21 protein-coding genes and 1 pseudogene are annotated in these 24,611 nt (G+C 59.9%); 15 read left to right on the plus strand and 7 right to left on the minus strand.

The window, feature by feature from the left end; all coding sequences use genetic code 11:
• Together F7P80_RS00005 and F7P80_RS00010 are read right to left on the minus strand one after the other, a co-directional pair.
• Window positions 1–268 (minus strand): transposase (locus F7P80_RS00005; RefSeq protein WP_151041923.1); only part of this gene is annotated, 268 nt, incomplete at its 3' end.
• 284 nt (window positions 269–552) lie between these two features.
• Window positions 553–1,467, minus strand: coding sequence for a Dyp-type peroxidase (locus tag F7P80_RS00010; protein WP_151041926.1), 915 nt, complete (start codon window positions 1,465–1,467; stop codon window positions 553–555).
• 447 nt (window positions 1,468–1,914) lie between these two features.
• On the opposite strand from F7P80_RS00010, the gene F7P80_RS00015 reads away from it, so the two are divergent.
• From F7P80_RS00015 to F7P80_RS00035, 5 genes are all read left to right on the plus strand, one after another.
• Window positions 1,915–2,919: a Bug family tripartite tricarboxylate transporter substrate binding protein gene (locus tag F7P80_RS00015; protein ID WP_151041929.1), complete on the plus strand. Its 1,005-nt coding sequence runs from the start codon at window positions 1,915–1,917 to the stop codon at window positions 2,917–2,919.
• A gap of 113 nt (window positions 2,920–3,032) precedes the next feature.
• Window positions 3,033–4,505: an NAD(P)-binding domain-containing protein gene (locus F7P80_RS00020; protein ID WP_151041931.1), complete on the plus strand. Its 1,473-nt coding sequence runs from the start codon at window positions 3,033–3,035 to the stop codon at window positions 4,503–4,505.
• A 24-nt stretch (window positions 4,506–4,529) separates the two neighbouring features.
• Window positions 4,530–5,678, plus strand: coding sequence for a CMD domain-containing protein (locus tag F7P80_RS00025; protein ID WP_077344952.1), 1,149 nt, complete (start codon window positions 4,530–4,532; stop codon window positions 5,676–5,678).
• A gap of 348 nt (window positions 5,679–6,026) precedes the next feature.
• Complete coding sequence (locus tag F7P80_RS00030) at window positions 6,027–6,392, plus strand: CidA/LrgA family protein (RefSeq protein WP_054066240.1); 366 nt, start codon at window positions 6,027–6,029, stop codon at window positions 6,390–6,392.
• Window positions 6,389–7,111: an LrgB family protein gene (locus F7P80_RS00035; RefSeq protein ID WP_151041933.1), complete on the plus strand. Its 723-nt coding sequence runs from the start codon at window positions 6,389–6,391 to the stop codon at window positions 7,109–7,111. Before F7P80_RS00030 ends, F7P80_RS00035 begins: the two co-directional genes overlap by 4 nt.
• A gap of 57 nt (window positions 7,112–7,168) precedes the next feature.
• On the opposite strand, the gene F7P80_RS00040 is transcribed toward F7P80_RS00035, so the two are convergent.
• The gene (locus F7P80_RS00040; protein ID WP_054066238.1) at window positions 7,169–8,104 is read right to left on the minus strand and encodes a LysR family transcriptional regulator; all 936 of its coding nucleotides are present in this window, start codon (window positions 8,102–8,104) and stop codon (window positions 7,169–7,171) included.
• A gap of 209 nt (window positions 8,105–8,313) precedes the next feature.
• Here F7P80_RS00040 and F7P80_RS00045 point away from each other — a divergent pair, with 209 nt between their 5' ends.
• From F7P80_RS00045 to F7P80_RS00055, 3 genes are all read left to right on the plus strand, one after another.
• Complete coding sequence (locus F7P80_RS00045) at window positions 8,314–9,504, plus strand: acyl-CoA dehydrogenase (RefSeq protein ID WP_151041935.1); 1,191 nt, start codon at window positions 8,314–8,316, stop codon at window positions 9,502–9,504.
• A gap of 153 nt (window positions 9,505–9,657) precedes the next feature.
• A complete protein-coding gene (locus tag F7P80_RS00050; RefSeq protein WP_151041938.1) occupies window positions 9,658–10,917 on the plus strand; it encodes a CaiB/BaiF CoA transferase family protein in 1,260 nt (419 codons plus the stop codon).
• 210 nt (window positions 10,918–11,127) lie between these two features.
• On the plus strand, window positions 11,128–12,093 hold the full coding sequence (locus F7P80_RS00055; protein ID WP_054066236.1) for a tripartite tricarboxylate transporter substrate binding protein BugE: 966 nt from the start codon (window positions 11,128–11,130) through the stop codon (window positions 12,091–12,093).
• A 141-nt stretch (window positions 12,094–12,234) separates the two neighbouring features.
• Here the strand turns inward: F7P80_RS00055 and F7P80_RS00060 are convergent, their stop codons facing one another.
• Window positions 12,235–13,725: a short-chain fatty acyl-CoA regulator family protein gene (locus F7P80_RS00060; RefSeq protein ID WP_151041941.1), complete on the minus strand. Its 1,491-nt coding sequence runs from the start codon at window positions 13,723–13,725 to the stop codon at window positions 12,235–12,237.
• A gap of 143 nt (window positions 13,726–13,868) precedes the next feature.
• On the opposite strand from F7P80_RS00060, the gene F7P80_RS00065 reads away from it, so the two are divergent.
• From F7P80_RS00065 to F7P80_RS00090, 6 genes are all read left to right on the plus strand, one after another.
• On the plus strand, window positions 13,869–14,267 hold the full coding sequence (locus F7P80_RS00065; protein ID WP_151041944.1) for an acyl-CoA thioesterase: 399 nt from the start codon (window positions 13,869–13,871) through the stop codon (window positions 14,265–14,267).
• Window positions 14,264–15,412, plus strand: a complete 1,149-nt coding sequence (gene prpC / locus F7P80_RS00070; protein ID WP_054066233.1) for a bifunctional 2-methylcitrate synthase/citrate synthase — start codon at window positions 14,264–14,266, stop codon at window positions 15,410–15,412. Before F7P80_RS00065 ends, prpC begins: the two co-directional genes overlap by 4 nt.
• Before the next feature lie 65 nt (window positions 15,413–15,477).
• Window positions 15,478–15,798: a hypothetical protein gene (locus F7P80_RS00075; protein ID WP_151041948.1), complete on the plus strand. Its 321-nt coding sequence runs from the start codon at window positions 15,478–15,480 to the stop codon at window positions 15,796–15,798.
• Window positions 15,799–15,810: 12 nt separating this feature from the next.
• Entirely contained in the window at window positions 15,811–18,438 is a 2,628-nt protein-coding gene (gene acnD, locus F7P80_RS00080) for a Fe/S-dependent 2-methylisocitrate dehydratase AcnD (protein ID WP_151041951.1), read from the plus strand.
• Between the two features lie 36 nt (window positions 18,439–18,474).
• The gene (prpF, locus tag F7P80_RS00085) at window positions 18,475–19,680 is read left to right on the plus strand and encodes a 2-methylaconitate cis-trans isomerase PrpF (protein ID WP_077344956.1); all 1,206 of its coding nucleotides are present in this window, start codon (window positions 18,475–18,477) and stop codon (window positions 19,678–19,680) included.
• A gap of 64 nt (window positions 19,681–19,744) precedes the next feature.
• Window positions 19,745–20,605, plus strand: coding sequence for an isocitrate lyase/PEP mutase family protein (locus F7P80_RS00090; RefSeq protein WP_054066229.1), 861 nt, complete (start codon window positions 19,745–19,747; stop codon window positions 20,603–20,605).
• Between the two features lie 53 nt (window positions 20,606–20,658).
• Here F7P80_RS00090 and F7P80_RS00095 read toward each other — a convergent pair.
• The 3 genes and pseudogenes from F7P80_RS00095 to ahpC form a co-directional block, all read right to left on the minus strand.
• Window positions 20,659–21,351: pseudogene (locus tag F7P80_RS00095) on the minus strand (DDE-type integrase/transposase/recombinase); the annotation flags it as partial.
• Between the two features lie 266 nt (window positions 21,352–21,617).
• Entirely contained in the window at window positions 21,618–23,174 is a 1,557-nt protein-coding gene (gene ahpF / locus F7P80_RS00100; protein WP_151041956.1) for an alkyl hydroperoxide reductase subunit F, read from the minus strand.
• A gap of 95 nt (window positions 23,175–23,269) precedes the next feature.
• Entirely contained in the window at window positions 23,270–23,833 is a 564-nt protein-coding gene (gene ahpC / locus F7P80_RS00105; protein ID WP_054066066.1) for an alkyl hydroperoxide reductase subunit C, read from the minus strand.
• A gap of 296 nt (window positions 23,834–24,129) precedes the next feature.
• On the opposite strand from ahpC, the gene bfr reads away from it, so the two are divergent.
• Window positions 24,130–24,606: a bacterioferritin gene (bfr, locus tag F7P80_RS00110; protein ID WP_054066067.1), complete on the plus strand. Its 477-nt coding sequence runs from the start codon at window positions 24,130–24,132 to the stop codon at window positions 24,604–24,606.
• The last annotated feature ends 5 nt before the right edge of the window (window positions 24,607–24,611 follow it).

Consider the following 24,611-nt stretch of genomic DNA (forward strand, 5'->3'; position numbering starts at 1 on the left):
ACAGGCCAACGAATTCCCGAAACAAGGGCATGTCATGCAGCGCTTCTTCCATAGCTGGATCACTGAGGTTGAACCACTGCTGCATAAAGTGAATGCGCAGCAGCATCTCCACAGGAAATGGAGGCCGCCCTTTGCGACCTTCAGGTGCATATGGCGCAATCAAGTCCACCAACTCTAGCCATGGAACGACTTGCTGCATCTGCTCCAGGAATTCGCGTTTACGTGTTTTTTTGGTGGAAAGGTTCAGGCCAAGATCAAATTGCTGCATAGGCCGGGATGCTGCCGCACCCGGCACGCATGTGCAAGCACATGCGTTGGGGACTTATGCAGAGGTTCCCTAGGTCTGTGAGTTTTTACAGCCAAATATCAGCCAGCGCTAGCTGGCTTTTGCATCTTCACATCCCAAACAGGCTATCCGGTCATAGATCGCGACCGTTGGATTCATCTGGCTAAAACGCAGCTCGATTCAGTACGCGTTTTCATGAACAACTGATCCACCTGGAGATGGCGTATGGACTACAGCCCTTTTTGTCACACGGTGTTCAACCCTGCTCACAGCCCTAGCACACGTAAGTCCAACCGGCCTTCCTTCACAGGAGGACACCAGAAATAGCTACCCGTCAATGGCCTGGAGAAAGCAAACAAAGCATCACTGATACCGTCATCCATACCCAGCATACGGCGCATCTGGGCTTCGAAAGCATTAAAGCTAGAGCCAAAAGCCGAAAACATCAGCCCACTGCGATCCTCTCCCTGCGGGCTAACACTCCACCAGGGCATGGAACGTCGCACCACAAATGCCTCTGGTTCAAAGCTTTCCTGCGCTGTTCGTTTGACATGTGCAGACTCCGGCGCATCCTCTAGCTCTTCATTGTCCGAGCAACGTCTACCCACCGTATTGTCCTGCTCATTCACACTCATGCGACCAAAGGCAGCGTAGTCATGCATCCACTGCTGTAAAGCCCAAAAACTACTGCCATCCACCCCCTCGCCCTGCCCAGCTGTGATACTTGCTGCAACAGCTGCATCAGCTTCAGGGTTTTCGGTGCCGTCCTCATAACCCGTCAAATCGCGTCCATGCCCACTGGCTGTACGCTCATGCAAAAAGGTATCCACCACATGGTCGATCTTGAAGGCAGGTGCAAGCATAGAAGCAAGCTTTGCTGTTATTGCAAGCAACTCTCCACGCTGATCACTGCGTAACCAGAGGCACAGTGCATATGGCGTACTGGGAGCTTCGAACATCGCCCCCTTCAGATGCGGAAACTCACGCATCAGCGACAGCTGTTTTCCCATTTTTTGCAAGACTTGCAAACCGATGCCAACCACGACCTTCCCATCAACAGCCGTGGCCTGTAGTTTGCTTAGCGCACTGGTTAACGCTGCGCCAGAACCAGCCAGAGTGAAGAAAACATAGCGCCCCTGTTCAGGAAGTGGCGCCAGAATACCCGCTTGTGCTTTTGTCATGAAGTTACCGATTCACTAGATAGAAGACAGCCTAAAGTTTAGGGGCGAATGACCTCAGAGCTGTCCCGCTTGTTTGAACATCAGCCCCTAGTTTCAAAGCAAGCCGCGGCCTGATCTCAAGCCATTGCAGTGATGCATTGACACTGCCTCAACCCCATGAACACGTGCAGCGCTGGTATGAGACACTGCGCCATGGTCGCAAAATCTGCGGCGTAAGAGCTCCATCCAACAGTCTTTCACACACAACACTTCATGCACGCTGTGTGACAGTGCTCCGCATATTCAAATTACGCATTTGCATGCTGCATCTGCAAGCGAAAAAAGTTCTTACATTTCAATGATATAGCGACTTCTATTCAGCAATGCACGATATGCATATAAAAAGCGCATCTGAAGAAGTCCTCACAATGCAGCTTCCTTCATATATCACTGCATTGGCTGGGCTCTATGTTTTTCCTGACTCGTCACACCCGCTTGGCTGCCGCTGCTGTACTGGCCGCAGGCACCTGCTTTACTGCTGCGCACGCTGCTGATGCCACACAGTGGCCCCAGCAACCCATCACGCTCATCATGGGTTTCAGCGCTGGCTCGGGAGTGGACGTCGTGGCCCGCACGGTGCAGACGCCGCTGAGCGAAAAGCTGGGCCAGCCCATCATCATCGACTACAAGCCAGGCGCTGCGGGCAATATCGGCAGCGAATACGTGGCCCGCTCCAAGCCTGATGGCAACACTTTCTACTTCGGCACCGCCGCCACCCACGGCAGCAATGCTGCGCTGTACAAGAACCTGCCTTTCGACGTGGAAGCGGACTTTGTGCCTGTAGCGCCGCTGATTGACGTGGCCAATGTGCTGACCGTGAATCCCGCCGTGATTGACGTCAGCAGCCTCGAAGAGTTTGTGCGCGAGATCAAGGCCAACCCCGGCAAGTACAACTACGCCTCCACCGGCAATGGCGCTGGCACCCACATGGCGTTTGCCGAGCTCAATGCCCGCCTGGGTCTGGACATGGTGCACGTGCCCTACAAGAGCGGCCCGGAAGCCATTACCTCGGTGCTGCGTGGCGAAACCTGCTGCGTGATGAACCAGGTGCAGACCATGCTGCCCCACTACAAGCAGGGCAAGGTACGCCTGCTGGGTGTGACTACAGCACAGCCCGTACAGGCCGTCTCGGAAGTTCCCACCATTGCTTCCAGTGGCCTGCCCGGTACCGAAGGCTTCAACAGCTCGATCTGGTTTGGCATCTTCGCACCCAAGGGCACGAATGCAGCCATCGTGAACAAGTTCAACCAGGCCGTGCGTGATGTGCTGGAGCAGCCTGAAATCCGCGAGCGCTTCCTGTCCACCGGCAACAGCATCCGTGCAGAAACGCCCGAGCAGTTCCGCCAGACCGTGCATGACGATCGCCGCAAATGGGCAAAGGTCGTGCAAGATGCCAAAGTCTCCATTGACTGATGGCGGTGCATGCAGGAGATAGCCGTCTCCTGTACGCACTCCTGCTTACGACAGCACCAGATTTTCCGGAGCACCATAGGACATGGTGCTCTCTTGCTTTTTGTGATTGCCTTATGTCTTTGACCGACTTTCCCGCCTCCGGCCTGCAGACCCTGGAAGCACGCCTGCAGGACGACCTGCTCACACTCGGCTGGCCAGCCAAACCATGGATTCCTGCACGCACTGCGGCCCAGGGGGATGCGGTGCACGATGTGCTCATCATCGGTGCTGGCCAGACCGGACTGGCACTGTCCGTCGCACTGCGGCAGGTAGGCATCTACCCCGTGCTGCTAGACCGCGCCCCTCAGGACTTTGAAGGCCCATGGGCCACCACCGCGCGCATGGAAACACTGCGCTCCCCCAAGGAACTGCTGGGCCCGGCCCTCGGCCTGCCTTCGCTGAGTTTTCGCGCCTGGTTCATCGCGCAATGGGGCGAAGCCGCCTGGCAAGCGCTCGACAAGATTCCACGCCTGCAATGGATGGACTACCTGCGCTGGTACCGCCGCGTCACGCAGGCCGATGTGCGCAATGAGCACCAGGTGCTGGCCATTCGCCCGCAGCCCGATGGCATGGTCGAAGTGGACGTGCAGACACCCACACAGCGCAGCACCTGGCGTGCACGCCGTGTAGTGCTGGCCACCGGCCGTGACGGTCTGGGCGGCGCACAGGTGCCATCCTTCCTGCAAGGCGTAGACCGCCATCGCTGGGCACACTCTTCCGACAAGCTGGACTATGCCCAGCTCCAAGGCCTGCGCATCGGCGTGGTAGGTGCTGGTGCATCGGCCATGGACAGCGCAGGCACCGCGCTGGAACACGGCGCAGCCAGCGTTGACCTGCTGATCCGTCGCCCAGACTTGCCACGCATCAACAAATCCAAAGGCTCTGGCGTACCGGGGCTGACCCACGGCCAGTACCTGCTGCCTGATGACTGGAAATGGCGCATCCGCCACTACATCAACGCCCAGCAGGTGCCACCACCGCATGGCAGCACGCTGCGTGTCTCACGCCACCCCAATGCGCACTTCAACTTTGGCTGTGCCGTGCAGCAAGTTGTGCAGCACCCCAGCCACCTGGACGTTCACACCCCACAGGGCGTGTTTGCGCTGGACTTTCTGATCGTGGCCACAGGCTTTGCCATCGACTGGTCACTGCGCCCCGAGTTTGCAGACATCGCCCCCCATGTGCGCCTGTGGAAAGACCGCTTTGAGGCACCCGATGCCCTGCACGATGCGGAGCTGTATGCCTCGCCAGACCTGGACCCGCTGTTTGCCTTCCAGGAAAAGCAGCCCGGCCAGTGCCCGGGGCTGGACCGCATCCACTGCTTCTGCTACCCAGCAGCCTTGTCGCACGGCACGGTGTCGGGCGACATTCCTGCCATCAGCGATGGCGCACGCAAGCTCGCACAGGGGCTGGCAGGCCTGTTCTACCGCGAGGATGTGGAGCACCACTTTGCCCAGCTGCAAGCCTATGCGGAACCTGAGCTCGATGGCACGGAATGGCAGCCTGCCGACCCTGCCGCACGTATCCGCGCTCTGCGCCACCCCTGACACCCTTGTTTTTCTGGCCCTGAAATGACTGACACGATCGACCAACTTGCTGGCCTGCAGGCCGACCATGCCCTGCATGCCATCCGCCACCAACGCGCCAAGGTAGTCCTTGCTACCCAGGCCTGTGAAGACCTGCTGCTGGGCAGCGAGCTGCCCTCCACCCTCAGCCAGGCCGAACGCCTGGTACTCGCTGCAGAACAGGCCCGCGTGAGCGGCATCACCGTGCTGCAGCAGCTGTACCAGCAGCGTGCCCAAGCCCTGGCACTGCCCCCCGCGCTGCGCCGCGTGCTGGATGAGCACGGCTGCACCACCGGCGATGCACGTCTGGACGCCATGCGGCACTTTGTGCGCAGCCTGTCGCTGGAACCCGCACAGAGCGACCGCCAGGCCCTGCTGAACATTCCAGCCGCTGGTGTCTCTGTGGATGACACCGTGCTGCTGGCCCAGCTGATTGGCTTTGTGTCCTACCAAGCCCGTGTGATTGCTGGTCTGCAAGCCATGGTGGCTGCTGGCAGCCAGGGCGAAGTGCCCGTGGCAGATGCTGCCGCTGCCCCCGCCTTTGTGCACCCCGCCAACCTGCCTGCGCCCGGTGAGCCGCTGCGCCGCAATGGCTACACCAGCGAGACGCTGGACTGGAAGTCCTGGCTGCCCGTGCTCGACCCAGCCACCGCCACGCCCGATCAACAGCACACACTGGACGTAAGCCACCCCAAGGCGCGCACCATGGACTTTTACCTGCTGCTGTGCCGCCAGCCCCAGGTGCTGCTGGAACGCTCACAGGCCTTTAACGCCATCATGTACGCACCCGGCGGCCTCTCTCGTGCCGAGCGTGAAGTGGCGGCCACAGCCGTCTCGCGCGTCAACGGCTGCGTGTACTGTGCTTCGGTTCATGCCCAGCGCTTTGAGCAGCTGGCCAAGCGCAACGATGTGATGGCGCAGATCTTTGATGACCCTCACACTGCCGGTACTCAGGCCCGTGAGCGCGCCATCATCCAGGCGGCCATCACCCTCACCCGTGACCCTGCTGGCCTGGGCGCAGCGCATATCCAGGCCTTGCGCGCTGCCGGTCTGAACGATCTGGAAGTGCTGGACATGCTGCACGCCGCCGCCCTGTTCGGCTGGGCCAACCGCCTGATGCTGAATCTGGGTGAAGCCGTTTATCTGAATACCTGAGCCACGCTCAGACATGGCGCATGTACCCAACAGAAGCACCGCTGCGCCATGCATTCCTCTGCGCAATCATCTAAGTACTAACCCTAGAGCTTTTCCACCAAACCACTGGACAAAGCTGTGGACAACTCCCGTGACTCTACGGAGCACACACCTTAAGTTGTTGTTTTTACAACAGCTACATTAAGCTGCTCAGAAAGCAGGCAGTCCGCAAAAAACGTAGCTACTCAGGCAGACCACACAAGCGCTGATAAGGGAAAACGCTTGTATGAAGCTGTACGCCTGCCCATGATTGCTACCGACAATTGCACAGCTTGCTTTGTGCTCTGCTTTGATGAAGGGATATCTCACATGCTCTACGCCCTGGCAGCCCTGTTTGCGCTGCAGCTTGCAGGGGAAGCCATCGTCCGCTGGCTGCAGCTGCCTTTCCCCGGTGCTTTGCTCGGCGCCCTGCTCCTGCTGCTTGGCCTGCTGGTTTACGGCAAGCTGCCCCACGCGCTGGAGCAGACCGGTCAGATGCTGCTGCAGAACATGATGCTGCTATTCATCCCCACCATTGCAGGCGTCATGCTGCACTTTGACCGCATCGCACGCGAGTGGCAGCCCTTTGTGATTGCCGGTGTGGCGGGCGCTGCCATCACCTTTGTGGTCACCGCACTGACGTTCAAATGGATGCTGGCCCGTGAGCCCCAGCCACCGCAGGAGCCACGCCCATGATGGCCTGGGGCGATGTGCTGGCGCAGCTCTCCAGCACCCACCTGCCCTGGCTGGTGCTGACCATGCTGGTCTATCTGGCCACCATGGCGCTGTACAGGCGCAGCAACTGCCATCCACTGTTGATTCCGGTGTTTCCCGCCGTGGTCATCATTGTCTGCATCCTGCTGGCCACAGACACGCCTTACGCCACCTACAAGCAAGGGGTGGAGTGGCTCAATATCCTGATTGGCCCGGCCACCGTGGCGCTGGCCATTCCGCTGTACACCCAGCGTGCGCGCATCCGGGCACTGTGGCGCCCCATCAGCGTGGCACTGCTGGTCGGCTGTGTGGTGGCGCTGTTTTCGGCCATGGGCATTGCCTGGGCACTGGGCGGCAGCTGGGAGACCATCATCTCGCTCGCCCCCAAATCCGCCACCATTCCCATTGCCCTTCCCATGTCAGAGCGCTTTGGTGGCCTGCCTTCGCTGGCGGCGGTTGCGGTGGCCGTGACCGGCATCAGCGGCTGCATGCTGGCGCCGCTGCTGATGCGCCTGGTACGCAGCAAAGACCCTGCCGTAGAAGGCTTTGCCCAGGGGCTGACGGCCCACGCCATTGGCACGGCACGCTCCATACAGATCAACCCCACCGCCGGTGCTTTTGCCGCGCTGGCCATGGGGCTCAATGGCGTACTGACGGCCGTGCTGATGCCGTTGTGCGTGGCGCTGTTTCAGAAACTCTAAAAAACCATAGCTTCCAGCGCAGGCTGTATCAGTGTTAGCGGCTGATTTCTCTCTCATTCATCCCATGGCCTGCTGGGCCATGGTTTTGAGCCAGTCTGAAAACGTCTGCAGCACGGCAGACGGTGCCTGCTGCGCCGGGGTGATGAGGTAGTAGCCGCGCTCCCCGCGCAGTGGCTGAGCGCAGGCAATCACCAGCTCCCCCCGCGCCAGTTCAGACTCCACCAGCATGGGCGGAATCAGCGCCACGCCCATGCCCTGCGCCGCAGCGACTGCCAGCATGGAGAACAGCTCATAGCGCGGGCCATCCATGGCGCGTGGTGCATCCACGTTGACGGACTGAAACCACTGCACCCAGCCCTGGGGCCGCGTGCTTTGTTGCAGCAGCGGCAAATCGGCCAGTGCCTGCGGCGGCAGGGGCTGCCAAGCACGGCCCGGGGCGCGCTGTGTGGCCCTGTCCAGCAGGCGGGGGCTGCATACGGGCACCACGTCTTCATCCATCAGGTGCAAGGCCTCAATGCCCGGCCAGTTGCGCACCTGCTCGGGCGTGCCCGCATACAGCGCGGCATCAAAGCCCGTGTCTGCAAACAGAAACGGGCGGGTCTGCACGTCAATGTGCACAGTGATGTCCGGGTGCTGCTGCGCCAGCTGCGGCAGGCGTGGCATAAGCCAGCGCGTAGCAAAGGTCGGCACTGCGGCCAGCTTGATGGTGCCGCCAGAGCCCTGATGGGCCATCAGGTCCAGCGTGTCACGCTCCATGCCCAGCAGCCAGTGGCGTACCTTGCGCGCATAGGTCTCTCCCGCAGGCGTGAGGGCCACGCCATGGCGTGTGCGCCTGAACAGCGGCACGCCGACGAACTCTTCCAGCGCCATCACCTGCCGCGAGACTGCCCCCTGAGTCAGTGCCAGCTCCTGTGCAGCGCGTGTATAGCTCTCGTGGCGAGCGGCAGCCTCAAAGCAGGCCAGGGCTTGGGTGGAGGGAATAGAGCGTCGCATCGTGCAGCCATCAGGGAATTTTCAGGGCCTGCCATGGTGCCGCAGCGCCCCAGTTTTGACAAGCAAGAAATGCAGGAAGCTCATATCTGGATGCAAACAAATCGTTTGCGCACCTTTTGCCCCATTCTTACGATGCATTCCATGGTAGTAAAGACATGCGCAAATGCATGCACTGCCCACCAACAACAGAGACATCCAAGGAGCACAACATGTCCAACTTCCAATGGCAAGACCCTTTCCACCTGGACGAACAGCTGACCGCTGACGAACGCATGATCCGCGACGCGGCCTATGAGTACTGCCAGGGCAAGCTCATGCCCCGCGTGCAGGACATGTTCCGCCATGAAAAGACCGATGCCTCCATCTTCCGCGAGATGGGCGAGCTGGGCCTGCTGGGCCCCACCATCCCCACCGAGTACGGCGGCGCTGGCCTGAACTATGTGAGCTACGGCCTGGTGGCGCGCGAGATCGAGCGTGTGGACTCGGGCTACCGCTCCATGGCATCCGTGCAGTCTTCGCTGGTCATGGTGCCCATCAACGAATTTGGTACCGAAGCACAAAAGCAGAAATACCTGCCCAAGCTGGCAACTGGCGAATACATCGGCTGCTTTGGCCTGACCGAGCCCGACCACGGCTCTGACCCCGGCTCCATGGCTACCCGTGCCTACAAGGTGGACGGTGGCTACAAGCTCAAGGGCAGCAAGATGTGGATCACCAACAGCCCCATCGCCGACGTGTTTGTGGTCTGGGCCAAGGAAGTGTCCGAAGGCGGCAATGTGGGCCAGATCCGCGGCTTTATCCTGGAAAAGGGCTGGAAGGGCCTGAGCGCGCCAGCGATTCACGGCAAGGTGGGCCTGCGTGCCTCGATCACCGGCGAAATCGTCATGGACGACGTGTTTGTGCCCGAAGAAAACGCCTTTCCTGAAGTGCGCGGCCTGAAGGGCCCCTTCACCTGCCTGAACAGCGCCCGCTTTGGCATTGCCTGGGGCGCCATGGGTGCGGCCGAGTTCTGCTGGCACACCGCCCGCCAGTACACACTGGACCGCAAGCAGTTTGGCCGCCCGCTGGCCGCCAACCAGCTGATCCAGAAAAAGCTGGCCGATATGCAGACCGAAATCACGCTGGGCCTGCAAGCCGCCCTGCGCGTAGGCCGCATGAAGGACGAGCACCAGAACGTGATCGAGATCACATCCCTCATCAAGCGCAACAACTGCGGCAAGGCACTGGACGTTGCCCGCCTGGCGCGCGACATGATGGGTGGCAACGGCATCTCTGACGAATTCGGCGTGGCCCGCCACCTGGTGAACCTGGAAGTGGTGAACACCTACGAAGGCACGCACGACGTACACGCTCTGATTCTGGGCCGTGCACAGACGGGTATTGCCGCCTTCGCGAACTGATTGAAGCAGTTGTCTCCTAGGGCGTATGCAGATGCGCTCTAAGTTAAGGAGCTGCTAGCGCTCGCTATTCAACGGTTTCAGATACAAAACTATCTGAAAACCAGATTTATCAAGCGCTGGCAGCTCCTTCTTTTTTCTGCAAAGGACAAACACATGTCACATACCGCAGGACAGCAAGGAGCACTGGCAGGCATCAAGGTGCTGGATCTGTCACGCGTGCTGGCCGGCCCATGGGCCACGCAGATGCTGGCCGATCTGGGGGCAGACGTCATCAAGGTCGAACGCCCCGAGGCTGGTGACGACACGCGCCACTGGGGCCCGCCCTTTCTGAAAGACGAACACGGCAACGACACGCGCGAGGCGAGCTACTTCACCGCCTGCAACCGCAACAAACGCAGCATCACCGTAGACATGGCCCACCCCGAAGGGCAGGCCCTGCTGCGCAAGATGGCGGCTGAAGCCGATGTGGTGGTAGAGAACTTCAAGGTCGGAGGCCTGAAGCAATACGGGCTGGACTATGACAGCCTCAAAACCCTGAACCCACGGCTGATCTACTGCTCCATCACCGGCTTTGGCCAGGAAGGCCCGTACGCCGAGCGCGCAGGCTATGACCTGATGGTGCAGGCCATGTGCGGTCTGATGAGCATCACCGGCCATGCAGACGATCAGCCCGGCGGCGGCCCGCTCAAGGTGGGCGTAGCCGTGATCGATGTCTTTACCGGCCTGTACGCCAGCAACGCCATCCTCGCCGCCATCAACGCGCGTGACAACGCACGCACCGGCACAGGCCAGGGCCAGTACATCGACATGGCCCTGCTGGACGTAGGCATGGCTGTGCTGGCCAACCAGGCCGCAGGTTTTCTGGCCACCGGCAAAGCGCCAGGGCGTGCAGGCAATATCCACCCCAGCCTTGCGCCGTACCAGGACTTTAGGAGCAGTGACGGCAACGTATTGCTGGCCATTGGCAATGACGGGCAGTTCGCCCGCTTTTGCGCCGCTGCTGGCAAGCCCGAATGGGCGCAGGACTCCCGCTTTGCCACCAATACCGCGCGTGTGCAAAACCGCCCGGCCCTGCTTGCACTGATGGAGCCGCTGATGCGCACCCGCACCACCGCCGAATGGATTGCCCTGCTGGAAGACAAGGCCGTGCCCTGTGGCCCCATTAACACCATTGCACAGGCTTTTGACGACCCACAGGTACAGGCACGCGGCATCCGCAAGGCGCTGCCACGCGATGCAGGCGATGGCATTGCACAGATTGCCACCGTTGCCAGCCCCATGCGCCTGTCTGCCACGCCGGTCAGCTACCGCAATGCACCACCCGCGCTGGGCCAGCACACCCAGCAAGTACTGCAGGAACTGGGCCTGAGCTCAGAAGAAATTACCGCTCTGCAAAGCGCCAAGGTGGTCTGAAGCTTGCACAGGTGATGGCGCACCAGCAGCCATCACCTGTGCCGCCTGCTTTCACATCCCATGCCTGCACCTGGCAGGCTTTTTTACGTCTATACAAATACAAAAATGCAATCAGGAATTACCCTTTAATCAGGGTTTTCATGGAATACGTCTGTGCATGCCATCTCTAGGATGAGCCGGTCTTACATACATAACCAAGGAGACTTGCACATGATGCGTCGCACGCTTTTGGCCCTGGCCGCACTCGCTACCGTAGGTGTGGTTCACGCCCAGTCCAACTATCCCAGCAAACCTATCAAGCTGCTGGTGCCCTTTGCCGCTGGCGGCACTACCGACCTGATTGCCCGCGTCATTGCCGACCCACTGGGTCGCGAACTGGGCCAGCCCGTCATCGTAGAAAACAAGGGCGGTGGCGGCGGTGCGATTGGGGCGGCAGAAACCGCACGCGCTACGGCCGATGGCTATCACCTGGGCATTGCCACCGTGTCCACCACAGCCACCAACCCCGCCATCAACCCCAAGATCCCCTACAACGTGTTCACGGACTTCACCCCCATCGTGAACATTGCAGCCACACCCAACATCATTGCCGCCAACCCCAAGTTTCCGGGGCAGGACTACCAGTCCTTCCTGAAGGAAATCAAGACCAACCCCGGCAAGTACTCGTTTGGCTCGCCCGGCACCGGCTCCATCGGCCATCTGATGATGGAAATGTTCATGCTGGCTACTGACACCCAGATGCAGCACGTGCCCTACCGTGGTTCCGGCCCCGCACTGAACGACGCCGTTGCGGGCCAGATTCCGCTGCTGTTTGACAACTTCCCCTCCACCCTGCCCTTTATCCAGACCAATCGTCTGACCCCCCTGGTCGTGGCTGCCCCCCAGCGCCTGGCCGTGCTGCCCGATGTGCCCACGCTGGCTGAAGTCGGCGCCCCCGGCGTCAACCGCATGGCCTACTACGGCATCATCGGCCCCAAGAACCTACCCAAAGATGTGGTGGACAAGATCAATGCCGCCGTCCACAAGGTGCTGCAGAACCCCGGCGTGCGCAAGCGTATTGAAGACACCGGCTCTCTGATCGTGGCCGATACGCCCGAAAAATTTGCCGAAGAAATCAAGGCCGAATACACCGCCTACAAGGAAGTGGTGGACAAGCAGAAGCTAACCATGGATTGATGACAATTTAAGGTTGCCGCAGCTGCGGGCTGCGGTTGTTTGCCATGCGCACAGGCGCTGCCGTCATGCGAAGCGGCATTCAGGGGCGCTTGCGCCGCACTGACCATCCATCCCCAGGCCTGCAGCGCAGGGCCCCAGGCTTTATGTCGACACACCCTGACCCGACGGGCAGGCAGAAACATAGGGAATCAAGCCGCTTTCGTTCTCGCTGACTTGCAAGGGCTTTCCGATATGAGGGAAAGCGCGCTGGGGGCATGCAGGACGCTCGCACACCTTGCAGCCCATGCCGATGGGTGTAGCCGCATCTGCGCGCCTCAAGTCCAGACCTTTGGCATAAATCAGGCGATGGGCATGGCGCACATCGCATCCCAGTCCGATGGAAAAAGTCTTCTTGGGCGCCCCCCACCTTTTACCCGGTGTCGTGACTGTGCGCGCAATCCAGAAATACATGCGTCCATCGGGCATGCTGGCCAGCTGGGGCACAACCTCCCCCGGTCGCTGAAAAGCTTCATACACCACCCACAAGGGGCAGGTTCCGCCTGTCTTGGAAAAGTGAAAATGAGTGGCCGACTGCCGTTTGCTGATATTGCCCGCCCGATCGACACGTACAAAGAAAAACGGCACGCCTGGCGCTTCAGGACGCTGCAAGGTAGAAAGTCTGTGGCACACCGTCTCAAAGCCCACATCAAACTGTCGCGCGAGCACATCCACGTCGTACTGCACCCGCTCGGCCGCCGCCAAAAACCTCCGGTAAGGCAAGAGAAAGGCCCCCGCCACATAGTTCGCCAGCCCGATGCGCGCCAGGCGCTGGGTCGCAACATCTTGCCAATCTGCGGCCTGCAACTCCTGCTCGATATGCTGCTCGAACTCCAGCAACGCCAGCTGGGTTGCCATATGAAAAGCCTGCTGGCCTGGCCGCAGGTGCTGCGCAATGTAAAGCACCCGCGTCTTTGCCTCGAAATAGCGGTAGCTCAATTCCTCCTTATCCCGGGCAGCATCCATCGGTACGACTCGAAGCGCATGGCTGGCTTGCAAACGCTGCTTCAGCCACTCCACCACATTGCCCCCATGTTCGCGCGCCTGTGCGGCCAGGCTTTCGGCAGCGCAGTCCAGGGCATCAAAGTAGTTGCGCCTGGCAAAGAAAAATTCTCGCACCGCCTCGTACGGCATTTGCGGCGGCACAGCGGCAAGGGCCCTGCCGCTGGTTTTGGCTACGTCTGACAAGGGCACGCTTTCACCATTGGCATGCGCGGCCAGCAGCTCTATCTGTTCGGTGCTTGCCACATAGCGCTGGTGCAAAGCCAGCATGGCCTTTGCCACATGCGGCAGCTTGCTCGTAATGGCACGCAGCTCGGCCATGGGAACTGCGGCCAATTCAGGGGGCAATACAGACAGCGCATCTTTCAGCTGTGTCAGAACACGCGCTTCTTCATCTTCGGAGAACAGTTGAATGTCAACACCCAGAACCTTGTTGATCTTAAGCAGCACAGGAACCGTCAAAGGCCGCTGGTCCTGCTCGATCTGATTGAGGTAGCTGCTCGACAAATCCAGGGCTTTGGCCAGCGCTGCCTGAGTCAGCCCACGCTCTTGCCGCAGGCTGCGCAAACGCACCCCCATGAAGATTTTGCTCATCCGCTTGCTCTCCGCACATTCCGTCTGAAAAATTCGCAACCTCCGAAGCATTCGCAATATTCGCAAAAACTGCGTTTCTCATTCGCAATCTATTGCCAATTCAGCACTTTTATCGCTTTCTTCATTTGCGTACATTGCAAATTATGGCACTGGATCAACACACCATAGAACTGCGAGAGCTTGTTCTGCCCTCACTGGCCAACCATCACGGAAGCTTGTTTGCGGGCCATAGTTTGCAACTCATGAGCAAAGCTGCTTTTCTGTCGGCACGCAGCTATGCACAACGTGAGGTTGTCATGGCAGGCATCCGCCAGGTGCATTTTCTGGCACCAACGCCGATTGGCCGTGAACTGCTCTTACGGGCCTCGGTCCATCGAGTCGGCCGCAGTTCCATGAGTGTGGCCGTTACCGGATGGGCACAGGCACCTGACTTCGGGACACAGGAAGTCCTGCAGGGAGTGTTTGAGATGGTGGCCATTGACGCGGGGGGCCAGCCCGTCGCACTACACCACCAAGGCATTCACAAGGAGAGCACACCATGACGCACATTGCAGCCCCGAAAGCCAAGAAATCCGTCGCGCTTTCAGGCATCACAGCAGGCAATACGGCTTTATGCACCGTGGGCCAGACCGGCAACGATCTGCACTACCGCGGCTATGACATTCTGGACATTGCCGAAGTGTGCGAGTTTGAAGAAATTGCGTTTTTGCTGGTGCATGGCAAGCTGCCCACGCATGCAGAGCTCAAAGCCTACAAGGCCAAGCTCAAGGCCCTGCGCGGTTTGCCTGTCAGCGTCAAGCTGGCCTTGGAGCGCCTGCCTGCCGCAAGCCACCCCATGGACGTGATGCGCACAGGCGTTTCTGCCCTGGGATGTGCCCTGCCCGAAAAGCATGACCACAACATTCCAGGCGCCCGCGACATTGCTGATCGCCTGTTGGCCAGCCTGGGCAGCATGCTGCTGTACTGGTACCACTTCAGCAATTCAGGCCGCAGAATCGAGGTGGAAACTGATGACGACTCCATCGGCGGCCACTTTCTGCACCTGCTGCATGGCAGCCAGCCCTCGCCAAGCTGGGTGCGTGCCATGCACACCTCGCTGAATCTGTATGCCGAGCACGAGTTCAATGCATCAACCTTCACGGCTCGCGTGATCGCAGGCACGGGCAGCGACATGTATTCGGCCATCACCGGAGCGATTGGTGCGCTGCGCGGTCCCAAACATGGCGGGGCCAACGAGGTCGCCTTCGAAATTCAGAAGCGCTATGCCAGCCCAGACGAAGCGGAAGCAGACATTCGCCGCCGCTTGGAGGCCAAGGAGGTCATCATCGGATTTGGGCACCCGGTCTACACCGTCAGCGATCCGCGCAATGTGGTCATCAAAGGGGTGGCCAGAAAACTCGCGGACGAAGCAAACAACACTAAGATGTATGACATCGCACAGCGGCTGGAAGCCGTGATGTGGGAAGTCAAACGCATGTTCCCCAACCTTGATTGGTTCAGTGCCGTCAGCTATCACATGATGGGCATACCCACCGCCATGTTCACCCCGTTGTTTGTGATTGCACGCACCAGCGGCTGGTCGGCCCACATCATTGAGCAGCGCCAGGACAACAGGATCATCCGCCCAGGTGCCAACTATGTGGGGCCCGATCCCCTGGACTTCGTGCCCATTGAAGCACGACAGTAAACGCTGCCACGCCCATGCAAGCCCGGTCTTTGAGCGTTGTCATCCGCAGCCCGCTACGTGCATGCATGCTCATCAATCACCGCCGGCCGCTAGGCACCGCCGTCGACGATGGCGTGATCGTCCAGAAATTCGACCCTGGTCGCACACCTGTGCGCCAAGCGCTGAAGGAACTGCGCCAAGAGCGTCTGCCGTGCGCCCTGCCACGGCCAGGCATGGGGGTCGCCTGCTGCAGTCCCGGGCACATTGCACAGGCCCGGTCCGCCTGCCGCCTGCCGCCTGCCCATGCAGCATCTGGCGCATCCCAAGCTGGCTCCTTGCGCCTGCACGCCATGGTGCGACCGCATATGGCGCCGGGTTCTCGACCCAAGCCCGCCCCCCCTGAATAACACCCCAAGACCATGAACAACTATCGCAAGCCGCTGCCCGGCACAGCACTGCATTTCTTTGACGCACAAGCCGCCGTGGAAGACATTCGCCCCGGCGCCTGGGCCACGCTTCCCTACACCTGTCGCGTACATGCGGAAAACCTGGTGCGTCGCAGTGATGCATCCCTGCTCACCGGCTACCTCACGCAAATCATTGAGCGCAAACGCGAGCGCGACTTTCCATGGTTCCCGGCACGCGTGGTGTGCCACGACATCCTAGGCCAAACGGCGCTGGTCGATCTGGCGGGCCTGCGCGATGCGATTGCCGGGCAAGGCGCAGACCCTGCCGCCGTCAACCCCGTGGTGCCGGTGCAGTTGATTGTGGACCATTCGCTGGCCGTGGAATGCGGCGGCGATGACCCTAAAGCGCTGGAGAAAAACCGCGCCATTGAAGACCGGCGCAATGCAGACCGCTTCCACTTTATCGACTGGTGCAGGCATGCATTCAGGAATGTGGAAGTCATTCCTGCGGGCAACGGCATCATGCACCAGATCAATCTGGAGCGCATGAGCCCTGTGATCCATGCCGTCAACGGTGAAGCCTACCCGGATACCCTGGTCGGCACAGACAGCCACACGCCGCATGTGGATGCCCTCGGTGTCATTGCAGTGGGTGTGGGCGGGCTGGAAGCAGAAAGCGTTATGCTGGGCCGCGCCTCATGGATGCGCTTGCCGGAAATCGTTGGCGTGCAACTCACCGGCCAACGCCAGCAAGGCATTACAGCCACGGACATCGTGCTGGCTCTCACCGAGTTTTTGCGCCAGCAGAAAGTGGTGGGCACTTATCTGGAGTTTTACGGAGAAGGCGCGCGCAGCCTCACGATTGGCGACCGTGCCACCATCTCCAACATGGCGCCGGAGTATGGGGCCACAGCCGCCATGTTCGCCATCGACGAGCAGACGATTGCCTACCTCCGGCTGACGGGCCGGGAGCCTGAGCAAGTGCAGCTGGTCGAAACCTATGCCCGGCAAGCCGGTTTGTGGGCTGACAGCCTGGCCAGCGTGCAATACGAACGCTGCTTGCAGTTTGATCTTTCCAGCGTCACCCGCAGCATTGCAGGCCCGTCGAATCCTCACGCACGCGTCGCAACCTCTGAACTGTCTGCCAAGGGAATTGCTGGCCCGTGGACGCAAACCGAAGGTCAAATGCCCGATGGCGCCGTCATCATTGCCGCCATCACCAGCTGCACCAACACCAGCAACCCGCGCAATGTGATTGCCGCGGGCTTGCTGGCACGCAATGCCCGCAATCTGGGCCTCACGCGCAAGCCCTGGGTCAAGACCTCTTTGGCGCCTGGCTCCAAAACCGTGCCTCTGTATTTGCAGCAGGCAGGTCTGATGCAGGACCTGCAAGCGCTGGGCTTTGGTGTGGTCGCCTTTGCCTGCACCACCTGCAATGGCATGAGCGGGGCCTTGGAGCCGCAGATGGAGCAAGAGATCCGGGCGCGCGACCTGTACACCACAGCCGTCCTTTCCGGCAACCGCAATTTCGATGGACGCATCCATCCGCTGATCAAACAGGCTTTCCTGGCCTCACCGCCGCTGGTGGTGGCCTATGCGATAGCAGGCACGATCCGCTTTGACATTGAAAACGATGTGCTGGGCAGCTTTCAAGGCCGCGAAATTCGCCTGAAAGAAATCTGGCCGACCGACGAAGAGATTGACGCCATCCTCCAAGCGGCTGTGCAACCTGCCCAGTACCGTGCGGTATACGAGCCCATGTTTGCCATCCACACAGACACCAGACAGGCCACATCACCGCTGTACGCATGGCGCCCGCAGAGCACCTACATTCGCCGCCCCCCCTATTGGGAAGGGGCACTGACAGGCGAACGCACGCTGCGGGGCATGCGCCCCCTGGCCATACTGCCGGACAACATCACCACCGACCACATCTCCCCGTCCAACGCCATCTTGCCGGACTCGGCCGCCGGCGAATACCTGCACAAAATGGGCTTGCCAGAGCAAGACTTCAACTCCTACGCCACGCACCGGGGTGATCACCTGACCGCCCAACGCGCCACCTTTGCCAACCCCAAGCTGTTCAACGAAATGGTGGTGGATGCCCAGGGCAAAGTGCGGCAAGGGTCGCTGGCCCGTGTAGAGCCGGAAGGCAAGGTGATGCGCATGTGGGAAGCGATAGAGACCTATATGCAGCGCAAACAGCCGCTGATCATCATTGCGGGCGCGGATTACGGCCAAGGCTCCAGCCGTGACTGGGCCGCCAAGGGCGTGCGCCTGGCGGGTGTTGAAGCCATTGTGGCCGAGGGCTTTGAACGCATTCACCGCACCAACCTGATTGGCATGGGCGTGCTGCCCCTGGAGTTTCTGCCCGGCACCACGCGCCACACACTGGCGCTGGATGGCACGGAAACCTTTGATGTGGTGGGCCAGCCCCAGCCACGCGCCCAGCTGACGCTGTACATCTATCGCAGCACGGGCGCTCGCACGCAAGTGCCCGTCACCTGCCGCTTAGACACGGCCGAAGAAGTCAGCATTTATGAAGCCGGAGGCGTGCTGCAGCGCTTTGCCCAGGACTTCCTGGCAAACTGCGTGCATACCAGCTCCAAGCCCGAAGCGCTGGAACGCCATCAGGCCTGACGGACACCTACGGCAACCCACAGGGAAGCAAACCGCATGCGTCACATTCACTCACCCGCAACGCAGATCAAAATTCCCGCCATCTACATGCGCGGCGGCACCAGCAAAGGGGTGTTCTTCCGGCGGCAAGACTTGCCCGCCGAGGCTCGGCAGCCAGGCCCCGTGCGGGACGCCATCTTGCTGCGCACCCTGGGCAGCCCGGACCCCTACGGCAAACAGATCGATGGCATGGGCAATGCCTCGTCCAGCACCAGCAAGGCTGTCATCCTCAGTGCCAGCAGCCGCCCGGACCATGATGTGGACTATCTGTTTGGCCAAGTCTCCATCGACCAGCCCTTGGTGGACTGGAGCGGTAACTGTGGCAATTTGAGCGCCGCCGTTGGCCCCTGCGCCATTCACATGGGTCTGATTCCGGCGCAGCGCCTGCCTCACACCGGCGTAGCCACCATCCGTATCTGGCAGGCCAATATTGGCAGAACCATCGTGGCCCACGTCCCCATGCAGAACGGTCAGGTGCAGGAGCTGGGTGACTTCGAGCTCGATGGCGTCAGCTTTCCTGCCGCAGAAATTGCCCTGGAATTTGTGGATCCGGCAGATGACGGAAATGGTGCTGCCATGTTTCCTACCGGCCATCTCGTCGACACCTTGGAAGTGCCGGGCGTTGGCACCTTCAGCGCCACCTGCATCAATGCCGGCATTCCCACCATCTTCCTGAACGCTGCAGATCTGGGCTACACCGGGTGCGAGCGGCAATCCGACATCAATGAAGACCCAGCCGCACTGGCCAGGCTGGAACGCATCCGCGCCTGCGCAGCTTTGAAAATGGGCCTGATCCGCAGCCTGGATGACGCAGCCGCCCGCCAGCACACGCCCAAGTTGGCGTGGGTAGGACCGCCTCGAAGCTATACCGCGTCCAGCGGCAGACGCATGGAGGCTGCGCACATCGACCTGGTGGTGCGCGCCCTGTCCATGGGCAAGCTGCACCACGCCATGATGGGCACTGCAGCCGTTGCCATTGGCACAGCCGCCGCTATTCCCGGCACCCTGGTGAATCTGGCGGCAGGCGGTGGCGAGCGCAGCAGCGTGGTGTTTGGCCATCCCAGCGGCAGCTTGCGCGTTGGTGCGCAGGCCGAACTGGTGCAAGGCCAGTGGCAAGTGCGCAAGGCACTGATGAGCCGCAGCGCCCGCATTCTGATGGAAGGCTGGGTGCGTGTGCCTGCACAGACACTGCATGCAGAATAAGCATGAAATTGGCCGCTAACGCTTGCTACATGAACGCTATCAGCTATTAAAAGAGAGACAAACCATGAATCCCAAACAAAAACTCAAGGCCCTGGCAGACGCACGCCTCGGCGTGATCGTGCCCGGCGCATTCAATGCCCTGTCGGCCAAAGTGATTGAAGACCTGGGCTTTGAAGCCATCTACGTCACCGGTGCCGGCGTCACCAATATGTGGTTGGGCATGCCGGATCAGGGCTTCATGGGCCTGACCGACATCGCCGACCACACTGCGCGCATCCGCGATACCGTGCAAGTGCCGCTGCTGGTCGATGCCGACACCGGATTTGGCAATGCTGTCAATACCTACCACACAGTGCGCACGCTGGAGCGCGCCGGCGCTGACTGCATTCAGCTGGAAGACCAGGTCAGTCCCAAGCGCTGCGGTCACTTCAATGGCAAAGACGTCATTGCAACCAGCGAAATGCTGGGCAAGATCAAGGCCGCCGTTGACGCACGCCGTGACAGCGCCACCCTCATCATGGCCCGCACCGATGCCGCCGCCGTGCATGGATTCGAGGCCGCCCTCGAACGTGCCCAGGCCTTTGAAGAAGCAGGTGCTGACATCTTGTTCGTGGAAGCTGTCACCACCGCCGAACACGTACGCGCCCTGCCTCAGCGGCTCCAAGCCCCTCAGCTCATGAACATGGTCATCGGCGGCAAGACCCCCATCTTCAATGCCGACGAGCTGGGAGCCTTGGGCTTTGGCTTTGTGCTGTACGCCAACGCCGCCCTGCAAGGCGCTGTGGCTGGCATGCAAAAGTGCCTGACTCTCCTGCGTGATGCACGCCAGGTGCAAGAGGACCCCGGCATCGTGGCCTCTTTCGAGGAGCGCCAGCGGCTGGTGAACAAGGCGTTCTGGGACGCACTGGAACACAACTACCGCTGATCCGACGCCGCTTCCCCCGGCCAACCTACAGCAGCTCAATCCCCGGAAGCGCCTTAAATATCAGGTCCCGGATGATTGCGCACGTTCTTGACGAATAAATCAGGTGCTTTCATCTTCCATTTTTTGAGTGCTTGAACTGGGGCTTCGTGCCCCAGTGCCTTTTGCGGCAAGTGGTGGTGATACAGCCAGACAAACCTGTGCAGCGTCTTCTCCAAATCCTCTGCGCTGTTGAAGTGGTGCGCGCGCAGTACTTGACTCAGGCGGCCATGGAAGCGCTCGACCATGCCGTTGGTTTTTGGCGTCCTGGGCTTGGTGAGCCGATGTTCTATCCCCAGTGCTTGGCATAGCTGGTCGAATTCGTGCTCGCCTGTGGGCTGGCGAGTGCGACTGCCAAACAAGCGGTCTGTGAACTCTTTGCCGTTGTCGGTGAGGATGGTGTGAATCCTAAATGCTGCTGCTTTGCGGACGGCGGCCAAGAAGGCTTTGGCGGACGCTGCCGTCTTGTGTTGCTTGATATCAATGAACACCCAGCGTGTGGCCCGATCAATGGCAACAAAGACATAGCGGCGCTTGTCCTCATCTTGCATCTGGGGCAGGTACTTCACATCTACATGCACATAGCCAGGCTCATACGCCTTGAAGGGTTTGTGCTCGCTCTCAGGCTTGGGCTGTACGGGCAATCTGGAGTAGCCTCGTCTGCGCAGCAAGCGATCCAGCGCAGAACGGCTCATGGCCGGCTCAATGAACGTTGCTGCCATGGACTATCTGCAGCTCGAATGGATCACGCTAGCAAGTTGCCCCAGCCCTGGGAACTTGCCTGCGCTGCTGCAGCGTATGCGCATAAGGCTCAGCGAGAGGTTGTTGCCCAAACAACGACGGGGGCGAACATGCCCCCGTGTGGTCAAAAAAGTGCCTTCACGCTATCCCGTCAAGCAGGTCAGAAAACCTTAAGTGAAAGGCATTACTGCCGGAGCAGTCCTTTTTGCGAGCAAACGATTACGTTTTGTGCCCATCAATGGCGAATCAGGTGGTCAAAGGCCGACAGGGCAGCTGTAGCACCTGCGCCGGTGGCAATCACAATCTGCTTGTAAGGCACATTGGTGCAGTCACCCGCGGCAAACACGCCGGGCACATTGGTTTCGCCCTTGGCATTGATTTCGATCTCGCCAAAGCGGCTCAGGTTGACGGTGCCCTTGAGCCAGTCGGTGTTGGGCAGCAGGCCAATCTGTACAAAGATGCCTTCCAGTTCCACGGTCTTGACCTCTTCGGTCACGCGGTCCTTGTAGGTGATGCCAGTGACCTTCTTGCCGTCGCCATTGACTTCCGTGGTCTGGGCGTTGGTGATCACGGTCACATTGGGCAGGCTGTGCAGTTTCTTCTGCAGCACGGCGTCGGCCTTCAGGGTGTCGGCAAACTCGAACAGGGTGACGTGCTTGACGAGACCGGCCAGGTCGATGGCAGCTTCCACGCCGGAGTTACCGCCACCGATCACGGCCACGGGCTTGCCCTTGAACAGAGGGCCGTCGCAGTGGGGGCAGAAAGTCACGCCCTTGGTCAGGTACTGCTCTTCGCCGGGCACGTTCATGTGGCGCCAGCGGGCGCCGGTGGACAGGATCACGGTCTTGGACTTGAGCACTGCACCGGATTCGGTGTGCACTTCAATCAGGCCACCTTCGGTGGTGGCGGGCACCAGCTTGGCAGCCTTTTGCTGGTTCATCACGTCCACGTCGTAGTCACGGATGTGGGCAGCCATGGCAGCAGCCAGCTTGGGGCCTTCGGTCTTGGAGACCGAGATGAAGTTCTCGATGTCCACGGTATCCAGCACCTGGCCGCCCAGACGCTCGGCAGCAATACCGGTGCGGATGCCCTTGCGAGCAGCGTAGATGGCTGCAGCCGCGCCAGCAGGGCCACCGCCGACAACCAGCACGTCAAACGCGTCCTTGGCAGAGATCTTGGCAGCTTCACGGGCCGCAGCGCCGGTGTCGACCTTGGCGACGATCTCGGCCAGCTCCATACGGCCCTGACCAAAGCGCTCGCCGTTCACAAACACGGTGGGTACGCCCATGACTTCGCGGTCTTTGACTTCCTGCTGGAACAGGCCGCCGTCAATGGCAGTGTGGGTGATGTTGGGGTTCAGGGCCGACATCAGGTTCAGCGCCTGCACCACGTCCGGGCAGTTGTGGCAGGACAGGGAGTAGTAGGTCTCGAAGTGCAAAGGCATGTCAATGGCCTTGACTTGTTCGAGCAGATCAGCCGACTCCTTGGAGGGATGGCCACCTACGTGCAGCAGCGCCAGCACGAGGGAGGTGAATTCGTGACCCAGGGGCACACCGGCAAAGCGCACGCCAGTTTCCACACCGGGGTTGTTGATGGCGAACGAGGGCTTGCGCACGTTCAGATCGTTGTTCTCAACGACGGTGATCTTGTCGCTCAGCGCGGCCAGATCCGCCAGCAAAGACTTGACTTCGCCAGCCGCCTTGCTGTCGTCCAAAGTTGCCACCAGTTCCAGGGGCTTTTGCAGCTTTTCGAGGTAAGCCTTGAGTTGGGTTTTGAGATTGGCGTCCAGCATGATAGTCAAATCCTAATAAAAAATAATTTCGATAGTATTGTTTTTCGAGCTACTAAAAAAGCCCGGGCAAGCCCAGGCTTTTTACGGGCAAAAGCTTAGATCTTGCCAACCAGGTCCAGAGAAGGAGCCAGGGTAGCTTCGCCTTCGTTCCACTTGGCGGGGCACACTTCACCGGGGTGGTTACGCACGTACTGAGCAGCCTTGACCTTGCGCAGCAGATCTTCAGCGTTACGGCCGATGCCTTCAGCAGTGATTTCCACAGCCTGGATCACGCCATCGGGGTCAACAATGAAGGTACCGCGGTCAGCCAGGCCAACGCCAGGACGCATCACTTCGAAGTTGTTGGTCACAACGCCAGATGGGTCACCGATCATGGTGTACTTGATCTTGGCGATGGTCTCCGATGCGTCGTGCCATGCCTTGTGCACGAAGTGGGTGTCGGTGGACACGGAGTAGATCTCTACGCCCAGCTTCTGGAATTCTTCGTAATGGTCAGCCACGTCGCCCAGCTCGGTGGGGCACACAAAGGTGAAGTCAGCAGGATAGAAGAAGAACACAGCCCACTTGCCCAGCACGTCCTTTTCGGACAGTTCGATGAACTTGCCATCCTTGAAGGCGGAAGCTTGGAAAGGCTTGATAACGGTATTGATCACGGACATGGTAGTTCCCTTGTGGTTAACGACTGAAAACGTAGATAGTCTAATCGCCCTGAATAATTTAAACAATCGATTGAATCAATTAAATTGATTGATATTAACTATCAATCAATGGTTATAGGGTTATACATTTTCTACTCACTTCGCTTCTAGCGCCTGTAGAACAGTGCATCTGGAACACGAACACTTCTCAACCTCACATGCAACCCGTCCGCTCGCCCATGGTCTTCGCTAGTGCTTTGGCATGGCTTGGTTGACAATGACCACATTCGCGCTACAACAACAGAAGGAGCCCCTCCATGAAAGGCGACCCCCAAGTCATTGCTGCCCTGCAGGCGCAGCTGAAGAATGAGCTGACAGCCATCAACCAGTACTACATGCACTACCGCATGTACAAGCACTGGGGCTTTGAGGCGCTGGCCAAGATGGAATACAAGGAATCGATTGGTGAGATGAAGCACGCCGACTGGCTGATGGACCGCATCCTGATGCTGGACGGCCTCCCCAACCTGCAGGATCTGGGCAAGCTGCAGATCGGCGAAGACGTGCCTGAATGCCTGCAGTGCGACCTGAACCTGGAGCTGGCCGCACAGGCCACGATCAAGGATGGCATCAAAACCGCAGAAGCCGCGCACGATTTTGTCTCGCGCGATCTGCTGCTCAAGATTCTGGACGACACCGAGGAGCACATCGACTTCCTCGAAACCCAGTTCGACCTGATCGACAAGGTAGGCGTGCAGAACTATCTGCAAACCCAAATGGGCGAAGCAGAATAAGCCCT

It is taken from the genome of Comamonas kerstersii, assembly GCF_008801935.1.
Classification (GTDB): Bacteria; Pseudomonadota; Gammaproteobacteria; order Burkholderiales; family Burkholderiaceae_C; genus Comamonas; species Comamonas kerstersii.

Excerpts from the sequence above, each read along its gene's own strand:
- F7P80_RS00010 (WP_151041926.1), bottom strand. The coding sequence starts at position 1,467 with ATGACAAAAGCACAAGCGGGTATTCTGGCGCCACTTCCTGAACAGGGG.
- F7P80_RS00015 (WP_151041929.1), top strand. The coding sequence starts at position 1,915 with ATGTTTTTCCTGACTCGTCACACCCGCTTGGCTGCCGCTGCTGTACTG.
- F7P80_RS00020 (WP_151041931.1), top strand. The coding sequence starts at position 3,033 with ATGTCTTTGACCGACTTTCCCGCCTCCGGCCTGCAGACCCTGGAAGCA.
- F7P80_RS00025 (WP_077344952.1), top strand. The coding sequence starts at position 4,530 with ATGACTGACACGATCGACCAACTTGCTGGCCTGCAGGCCGACCATGCC.
- F7P80_RS00030 (WP_054066240.1), top strand. The coding sequence starts at position 6,027 with ATGCTCTACGCCCTGGCAGCCCTGTTTGCGCTGCAGCTTGCAGGGGAA.
- F7P80_RS00035 (WP_151041933.1), top strand. The coding sequence starts at position 6,389 with ATGATGGCCTGGGGCGATGTGCTGGCGCAGCTCTCCAGCACCCACCTG.
- F7P80_RS00040 (WP_054066238.1), bottom strand. The coding sequence starts at position 8,104 with ATGCGACGCTCTATTCCCTCCACCCAAGCCCTGGCCTGCTTTGAGGCT.
- F7P80_RS00045 (WP_151041935.1), top strand. The coding sequence starts at position 8,314 with ATGTCCAACTTCCAATGGCAAGACCCTTTCCACCTGGACGAACAGCTG.
- F7P80_RS00050 (WP_151041938.1), top strand. The coding sequence starts at position 9,658 with ATGTCACATACCGCAGGACAGCAAGGAGCACTGGCAGGCATCAAGGTG.
- F7P80_RS00055 (WP_054066236.1), top strand. The coding sequence starts at position 11,128 with ATGATGCGTCGCACGCTTTTGGCCCTGGCCGCACTCGCTACCGTAGGT.
- F7P80_RS00060 (WP_151041941.1), bottom strand. The coding sequence starts at position 13,725 with ATGAGCAAAATCTTCATGGGGGTGCGTTTGCGCAGCCTGCGGCAAGAG.
- F7P80_RS00065 (WP_151041944.1), top strand. The coding sequence starts at position 13,869 with ATGGCACTGGATCAACACACCATAGAACTGCGAGAGCTTGTTCTGCCC.
- prpC (WP_054066233.1), top strand. The coding sequence starts at position 14,264 with ATGACGCACATTGCAGCCCCGAAAGCCAAGAAATCCGTCGCGCTTTCA.
- F7P80_RS00075 (WP_151041948.1), top strand. The coding sequence starts at position 15,478 with ATGCTCATCAATCACCGCCGGCCGCTAGGCACCGCCGTCGACGATGGC.
- acnD (WP_151041951.1), top strand. The coding sequence starts at position 15,811 with ATGAACAACTATCGCAAGCCGCTGCCCGGCACAGCACTGCATTTCTTT.
- prpF (WP_077344956.1), top strand. The coding sequence starts at position 18,475 with ATGCGTCACATTCACTCACCCGCAACGCAGATCAAAATTCCCGCCATC.
- F7P80_RS00090 (WP_054066229.1), top strand. The coding sequence starts at position 19,745 with ATGAATCCCAAACAAAAACTCAAGGCCCTGGCAGACGCACGCCTCGGC.
- ahpF (WP_151041956.1), bottom strand. The coding sequence starts at position 23,174 with ATGCTGGACGCCAATCTCAAAACCCAACTCAAGGCTTACCTCGAAAAG.
- ahpC (WP_054066066.1), bottom strand. The coding sequence starts at position 23,833 with ATGTCCGTGATCAATACCGTTATCAAGCCTTTCCAAGCTTCCGCCTTC.
- bfr (WP_054066067.1), top strand. The coding sequence starts at position 24,130 with ATGAAAGGCGACCCCCAAGTCATTGCTGCCCTGCAGGCGCAGCTGAAG.